The 6920-nt window shown below is 63.4% G+C and carries 7 protein-coding genes; 1 reads left to right on the top strand and 6 read right to left on the bottom strand.

The features are described from left to right. Positions 1 to 9 precede the first annotated feature (9 nt). On the bottom strand, positions 10 to 1095 hold the full coding sequence (locus tag ACERIT_RS12665) for a mandelate racemase/muconate lactonizing enzyme family protein (RefSeq protein WP_373675225.1): 1086 nt from the start codon (positions 1093 to 1095) through the stop codon (positions 10 to 12). Positions 1096 to 1327: 232 nt separating this feature from the next. Between ACERIT_RS12665 and ACERIT_RS12660 the strand changes: the two genes are divergently transcribed. Beyond that, positions 1328 to 2305 carry an aldo/keto reductase gene (locus tag ACERIT_RS12660; RefSeq protein ID WP_373675224.1) on the top strand — a complete coding sequence of 326 codons (978 nt, stop codon included), beginning with the start codon at positions 1328 to 1330 and terminating at the stop codon, positions 2303 to 2305. A 110-nt stretch (positions 2306 to 2415) separates the two neighbouring features. Here the strand turns inward: ACERIT_RS12660 and ACERIT_RS12655 are convergent, their stop codons facing one another. From ACERIT_RS12655 to ACERIT_RS12635, 5 genes are all read right to left on the bottom strand, one after another. Further along, positions 2416 to 3507 (bottom strand): enolase C-terminal domain-like protein, encoded by a 1092-nt coding sequence (locus tag ACERIT_RS12655; RefSeq protein ID WP_373675223.1) that lies wholly within the window; start codon positions 3505 to 3507, stop codon positions 2416 to 2418. Positions 3508 to 3530: 23 nt separating this feature from the next. Further along, positions 3531 to 4469, bottom strand: coding sequence for a 1,4-dihydroxy-2-naphthoate polyprenyltransferase (locus ACERIT_RS12650; RefSeq protein WP_373675222.1), 939 nt, complete (start codon positions 4467 to 4469; stop codon positions 3531 to 3533). A gap of 55 nt (positions 4470 to 4524) precedes the next feature. Further along, complete coding sequence (locus ACERIT_RS12645; protein ID WP_373675221.1) at positions 4525 to 5436, bottom strand: 1,4-dihydroxy-2-naphthoyl-CoA synthase; 912 nt, start codon at positions 5434 to 5436, stop codon at positions 4525 to 4527. Between the two features lie 68 nt (positions 5437 to 5504). Further along, the gene (locus ACERIT_RS12640) at positions 5505 to 5675 is read right to left on the bottom strand and encodes a hypothetical protein (RefSeq protein ID WP_373675220.1); all 171 of its coding nucleotides are present in this window, start codon (positions 5673 to 5675) and stop codon (positions 5505 to 5507) included. Between the two features lie 86 nt (positions 5676 to 5761). Next, positions 5762 to 6790, bottom strand: a complete 1029-nt coding sequence (locus ACERIT_RS12635) for a PhoU domain-containing protein (protein WP_373675219.1) — start codon at positions 6788 to 6790, stop codon at positions 5762 to 5764. Positions 6791 to 6920 lie beyond the last annotated feature (130 nt).

Raw genomic sequence — 6920 nt, 5'->3', positions numbered from 1 at the left:
AGGAACCGCTCACTGCTTGGCGTATCGATCGAGTCCCTCGAAGACGATTCCGTGTCCGGGTGCCTCGGGCGGACGAAATCCACCGTCCTCCAGTTCCAGCGGCGTTTCGACGACTTCGTTGAGAACTGTCGAGTGGTGTTCGATGAACGGAACGTTTCCGAAGGCGGCCGCGAGATGGACGTGGATCGGTTCGACGTAATGCGGCGAGACCGGGGTATTCCAAAGCGCGGCCGTCTCGGCGACGGTGACCCACGGCGTGATCCCGCCGACGCGCCCGACGTCCGGCTGGAGGAAATCGGCGGCCTCCGATGCGAGCACCTGTTTGAACTGGGTGGTATTGTAGACGTTCTCGCCGAGCGCGATCGGGACGTCGACCTGGGCACGGAGATCGGCATAGGCGTCGTAATCCCCCTTCTCGAGCGGCTCCTCGAGCCACGCGATGGGACGATCGAGAGCGTTGACGAATCGACGAGCCTCCGCGACGCTGAACGAGCAGTTCGCATCGACGAAGAGGTTCGTGTCGGCGGGCAGTTCCTCGTGAACGGCGCGAATCCGGTCGGCGTCCTCCGCATGGCCGCGTCCAACCTTCATCTTCATGCCTGCAAAGCCCTCCCGACCCACGCGTCGGGCGTTCTCTCGAAGTCGGTCCTCCTCGAACTGGAGCCATCCGCCGTTGGTTTCGTAGGCAGGAACGTGTTCTTGTGTGCCCCCGAGCAGGTCATAGAGAGGGCGATCCGTCCGTTTGCCCTTCAGGTCCCACATCGCGGTATCGATCGCGGCGATGGCGATCTCGGAGATCCCCTCCCTGCCGACGAAGGTCGTCTCGGCGCGCAGGTCGCGGTAGACCGATCGCGGCGCGACCGGCGATCCCTCGACGAGCGGGGCGAGCACGTCCGCCAGAAACCGCTCGATCGTCGACCCTCCCTCGCCGATCGTATAGGTGAACCCGACGCCACGGTCGCCATCGCTCGTCTCGAGTACCGCCGTGATCAGTTCGAGTTCGTCAAACGTCTGTGTCGCGTCCTCGAGCGCCTCCTCGTTCGGGATGCCGTAGAGGCCGGTCTCGACGGACGTGATCGTGGGTTCCGTTGACATTCATTTCGGGGTCCACACGACCCGGCATAAAGATGCGGGATGGCCTCGCGGACTGGCTGTGAGAGACGACCTATCCCGTTCATACCGAGTGACTGATCGGATCCGATACTGGCAATGTTGTCATCCGAACAAGTCCCTCGCTGGACTCGTCGTACGGGTTGTGCATGAACGAAACGGGTTGTGCGTGGACGAAGAAGGAACATTTATCAACAATTATTAACATATGTAGACGATGGAATACACGACCCTTGGAAAGACGGGGACGAACGTCAGTCGTCTCTGTCTCGGGTGTGACGCCTTCGGGAGTAGCGATCCGTGGAAGCTCGATCCGGACGATGCCCACGAGATCATTGACCGAGCGATCGAACTCGGTATCAACTTCTTCGATACCGCCAATGTGTACTCAAGCGGTGAGAGCGAGCAGATCCTCGGGGACGCGATCGAGGAATACGATCGGGACGAGCTGGTTATCGGAACGAAAGTCGGGGAAACGATGGACGAGACCGACCCAAACGGGAGCGGTCTCTCACGGAAAGCGATCGAAACGGAGATCGCCGGGTCCCTCGACCGGCTTGGAATCGACACGGTCGATCTCTATCAGATCCACCGATGGGACTACCAGACGCCCATCGAGGAGACGCTGCGTACCATGTCCGATCTCGTCCGGAGGGGGAGGGTCCGATATCTCGGTGCGAGTTCGATGTGGGCGTACCAATTCGGTGATATCATTCACGCCTGTGATCGCCTCGGAATGGATCCGTTCGTTTCGATGCAAAACCACTACACGCTACCCTACAGGGAGGAGGAACGCGAGATGATTCCGCTCTGTGAGAACGAAGGCGTCGGCTTGATTCCCTGGAGCCCACTCGGTCGGGGATATCTGACGCGTCCGGATACCGACGAGACGACGACGAACCGCGAGCGGACCGACGAGTATATCGACGAACACGTCTCGACGTACCGTCAAGCGGGCGGAAAGGCCATCAACGAGCGCGTCGAGGAACTGGCCAGTGACTACGGGGTCTCGATGGCTCAGATCGCCCTCGCATGGCACCTTCACAAAGAGCCGGTCGATGCGCCGATACTCGGAACGACGAGCGTTCGCCATCTGGAGGACGCCGTCGAGGCGATCGATATCGATCTCACCTCCAGTGAGATTTCCTATCTGGAGGAACCGTACCGCCCAGTAAACGTATTTCGTCACGAGTAGATCGCGCCGGGTCGAGTCCGTGATCCTCGATCCGCCGCTTGTCGAGCGAGAGCGGATCCGATCCGTTTAGTCAGCAACCATCTCGCGATCGACGCCGAGAGAGGCGACAGTCATTCCTCGAAGACGATCTCGTCGAAGGTCGAACCCGCGATTCCGGGATCCGTCGGTACCTCGATCCGGCCGTCATCGACGGGTGCCGGATCCGGAACGAGGTCCTCTCGCAGAAGCGAACCAGTTGCGAGACCGCAGGGACGAACGTCGGGAATCGCGGCGGCGACGTGGACCGCGGCCGTGCGGGCGATCGCGGCGTCGATCGTGGTCGTCACGACCGGCTCCACCCCCGCCTCACGGGCGGCGCGCGCCGCTTCGAGGGTCCGAACGACACCACCGAGCACCATCGGCTTGCAGATCACCACGTCCGCCGCTTCTTCCGCAAGGATCCGCTCGATGCCGTATTCGGCGATCGACTCATCGAGGGCGAGATCGATGCGAAGCTCCTCGCGGAGTGCCTGGTGTCCTCGGAGATCGGCGGCCGGAAGCGGCTGTTCAACGTAGCTGACGCCCATCCGCCTCAATTTGTCGAGAGCCTGGCGTGCAGTGGTCCGGTCCCACGCCCCGTTTGCGTCGGCCCGCAGTTCGATGGCAGGACCGACCTCGCGTTGGACCGCACGCATGCGATCGAGATCGCGATCGAGGGCACCGGCGCCGACCTTCAGTTTGATCGCCCGATAGTCGTCATCGACGGCACGGCGCGCCTCGCGTGCGGCCGCCGCGGGAGTGCCGTCGCCGATCGTCGCATTGACCGGGACATGGACGGCCGGCTCCGGAAATCCGACTCGATCGGCGAGGAGCGCCGCGAGCGAGCGGTCGTCCGCGCGGGCGGCGGCATCCGCCCGTGCAAGAGTGATTCCGTGGCGAGCCGCCGGCGTCGTGAGGTCGGGATCGTTGGTCCGGTCGTCGCTTCCGCCACCGCGTTCGTCCCCACTCGGGGTCTCACGATCGTCGAAGGCCGCGAGCGCAGCCCGGCAGTCCTCGTGCGATTCGGTCCATCCCGGGAGTGGCGTCGCCTCGCCGACGCCGCGTGCGGGCACGTCATGCGCTTCGGGATCGAGGCCAACGACCCAGCCGCGTCTCTCGAGGACCTCTGCCCGCGCGGTCCCAAGGGGGCTGTCGAGTTCGAGGGTGAATCGGGTCGATCGCATGGGTGTTGGATTGTCGTCGGGCCTCAGACCGCGAGTCCGATCGCGAACAGGACGGCGTGAGCGGCCAATAGCTGTCCGGTTCGTTCCAGTGCCGGGTTGAGGACCTCCCCCGAGGTCTCCGTCCAGACGGTTCGAACGAGGGATGCCGCAAGCGGCACCGTCACGAGCGGCGCAAGCACCGAGGGGCCGTATCCGTCGGGGACGACGGCGAACCAGACCGGGACCACGTAGGCGAGCGTCGTCAACGCGAGGAACTGTAGCCGCGAGAACCGATAGCCGAACCGGACGGCGAGCGTCCGCTTTCCGGTCGTCGCGTCCTCCTCGCGGTCGCGAACGTTGTTGACGACGAGGACGTTCGTCGAAAGCGCCGCGACCGGGAGGCTCGCTATCAGCGCCTCGATCGTGAGGGTCCCGGGCGGAATCCAGACGGGGAATCCGGAGGCGAAAAGCGCTGCAGCCTGCACGTAGTAGGTTCCCGTCACGGCGACGATTCCGAAGAAGACGAACACAAAGAGATCGCCGAGTCCGTGGTATCCGAGTGGGTAGGGACCGCCCGTGTAGGCGATCCCTGCCGTGATCGATGCGAGTCCGACCAGAACTATCGGAACCCCGCCGACGGCGACGAGGTACGTTCCGACGAGGACCGCGAGAGCAAAGACCAACCACATCGCCCGTTTGACCGCCGGGGGTTCGATGATCCCCGTGGCGGTGACCCGGGTGAATCCCTCACGGTCGGGTGTGTCGGCGCCACGAACGGCGTCGTAGTAGTCGTTCGCGAAGTTCGTCCCGATCTGGATCAAGGCGGCGCCGACGAAGGCGGCGAGCGCCGGACGGGGGGCGAACGCGCCGTCGTGATACGCGAGTCCGACGCCGACGATAACCGGCGCGGCCGCCGCCGGGAGGGTCTGGGGACGGGCCGCAAGGACCCATGCCCTGGCTCGCGAGACCTCCGTGGTACTCATTGGTGACCCTTCGGGTGGCCCGTTCCTGAAGGTTGCCATCCGTTCTGCGGATCGCTCAATAATGCCAGGGGTACTCGCCGAACTCGGGGTCGCGTCCCTCGAGGAACGCGTCGCGGCCCTCTCTGGCCTCCTCAGTCGTGTAGGCAAGCCGGGTCGCCTCACCCGCAAACAGCTGTTGGCCCACCATTCCGTCGTCAGTCATGTTGAACGCGTATTTCAACATTCGCATCGCCGTCGGGCTCTTTTTGGTCATCTCGTCGGCCCACTCAAGGGCGACCGATTCGAGTTCCTCGTGCGGGACGACTTCGTTGACCATCCCCATGTCCTCGGCCTCCGCCGCCGAGTAGGTCTTCCCGCGGAAGAACACCTCTCTGGCCCGTTTTTGACCGATCTGCTTGGCGAGATACGCCGATCCGAACCCGCCGTCGAAGGAGGCGACATCGGGATCGGTCTGAAGGAACTTCGCCTCCTCCTCGCTTGCGATCGTGAGATCGCAGACGACGTGCAGCGAATGACCACCGCCGACGGCCCATCCCGGGACCACCGCGACGACTGGCTTCGGCATGAACCGGATGAGCCGCTGGACCTCGAGGACGTGCAGGCGGCCGGCTCTCGCCTCCCGGACGAGTTCGTCGTCCTCCTCGCTGGCCTCGTCGTCGTCCCGATACTCGTACCCCGAACCGCCGCGAACCGACTGGTCGCCGCCGGCCGAAAAGGCCCAGCCCCCGTCCTTCGGCGAGGGGCCGTTCCCGGTGAGAAGCACACAGCCGATGTCGGCCTGCTTGCGGGCGTGATCAAGTGCCGCGTAGAGTTCGTCGACCGTGCCGGGTCGGAATGCGTTGCGGACCGCCGGTCGATCGATGGCGATCCGGACCGCGGGAACGTCGACACCGCGGTGGTAGGTGACGTCTTCAAACTCCTCAGTCACCGACTCCCAGGCGTCCGGATCGAAGATCGCAGAGACCATATCTCCCGTGACGGGGGCAGCGGTTAAAAGTCGCCGAGTCGGAAGACGCGGAGCGCCGGGTCAGGTCGCTAGGAATCCTCCTCACCCAGCGATTCTCGAAGCGTCTCGATATGCTCTTCGAGGATCGAAAGCGTCGCGTCGGCGTCGGCGTATCCCTGATCGTACTCCGCGAGAGTTACGTCGGCATCGGCCAGAAACTCCTCGATCGCCTCTCGGGGGTCGTCGACGTCATCGCTCATGGGAACGAATCCGTCCCGGAGTGGGTTAAAGACGCCGCCACGAGCGGGGTGGAAACGGCACTACGACTGCGATCTCGGACGGCGGCTCATCGTATCTTGACGTGTTCGGATTCCTCGTTGAGCGCGAGGTTCGCCGCGATCTCCGCGTTCCGCATCGCGTACTCGGCGGTGTGCTGGAGGCTGACCAGCACCTCCCGGACCCGAAGCAGTTCGTCGTTGTCCAGCTCCGGAAGGTCCTCGAGGATGTCGGATTCGCGATCGCTTATCTCCTGAAAGAGTGCGCGGCACTCGACGGTGAGATCGTAATCGCGTTCGACGACGGATCGAACCGCCATCGCCGTGAGGTCGTCGACCTGATCGGTGAACTCGCGGATCCGTCGCATCGTGGACTGGTCGATGTCGAGAGTGTGACCCTCGGTTTCGATGACGATCTCGGCGATGTCCTCGGCGTTGTCCGCAGTGAGTTCGAGGTTCTTGGCGACCGACCGATATCCGATCAGGGGGAATCCCGAATCGAGACCAACGGCACGGGTCAGGTTCGGGTTCTGGTAGGCCGTAAAGATAAGCCGCAACATCAACACGAATATCTTGTTCGCCTGTCGCTCGCGGTTCAACGCGCGCTGGGCGAGATCGGTGTTGCCGTGAGCAAGCGCCTTGATCGCCTCTCCGCGCATCGTCGAGCCCGTGTTCTCGAGACGCTGCATGAGGTTATCGAGGGTGAAATCCTCGGGGTCGACCGAACAGCGGATCGCGATGCTTTCGGGCGTCTCCTCGATGACGCCGAGTCCCATGAGCTGCGTCTCCGCCCGATAAACCGCGTTGATGTGGTCGCTTCCCAACGGGCCGTCGCTTTCGACGTTGATGACCCGTCGACCGAGCACGTACTGGGCGACGATCGCCCGCTCCAGGGCGCCAGAATCGAGATTATCGGCGAAGATCGTTGCCTCCGACTCCTCCGTACTTGCCGACTCAGGGAGCACGGTGAGCGTTCCCTTCCCGCCCATCCGCAACGAGACCTCATCGCCCTTCTCGACGTCGTGTTCACTTGCCCATTCGGCTGGCAGGGTCATCGCCAGCGTCGAGGGACCGAGCCGCTGGACCTTCCGCGTTTCCATACCTGGCCGTATTGTTCCAGTTACCTTAACCCTATCCCTATGTACATTATACACGTCCGCAAAAATACAAGGTGTTCGATCGTGATTGTCAAAAATACGAACCGACTCACGTAGCCTGCAGCTTCCGGCT

This window comes from Halopenitus sp. H-Gu1, assembly GCF_041821145.1.
In the GTDB taxonomy this organism is placed as follows: domain Archaea; phylum Halobacteriota; class Halobacteria; order Halobacteriales; family Haloferacaceae; genus Halopenitus.
This window is presented reverse-complemented; position numbering and strand designations above follow the sequence as displayed.

Excerpts from the sequence above, each read along its gene's own strand:
- ACERIT_RS12635 (WP_373675219.1), bottom strand. The coding sequence starts at position 6,790 with ATGGAAACGCGGAAGGTCCAGCGGCTCGGTCCCTCGACGCTGGCGATG.
- ACERIT_RS12645 (WP_373675221.1), bottom strand. The coding sequence starts at position 5,436 with ATGGTCTCTGCGATCTTCGATCCGGACGCCTGGGAGTCGGTGACTGAG.
- ACERIT_RS12660 (WP_373675224.1), top strand. The coding sequence starts at position 1,328 with ATGGAATACACGACCCTTGGAAAGACGGGGACGAACGTCAGTCGTCTC.
- ACERIT_RS12640 (WP_373675220.1), bottom strand. The coding sequence starts at position 5,675 with ATGAGCGATGACGTCGACGACCCCCGAGAGGCGATCGAGGAGTTTCTG.
- ACERIT_RS12655 (WP_373675223.1), bottom strand. The coding sequence starts at position 3,507 with ATGCGATCGACCCGATTCACCCTCGAACTCGACAGCCCCCTTGGGACC.
- ACERIT_RS12650 (WP_373675222.1), bottom strand. The coding sequence starts at position 4,469 with ATGAGTACCACGGAGGTCTCGCGAGCCAGGGCATGGGTCCTTGCGGCC.
- ACERIT_RS12665 (WP_373675225.1), bottom strand. The coding sequence starts at position 1,095 with ATGTCAACGGAACCCACGATCACGTCCGTCGAGACCGGCCTCTACGGC.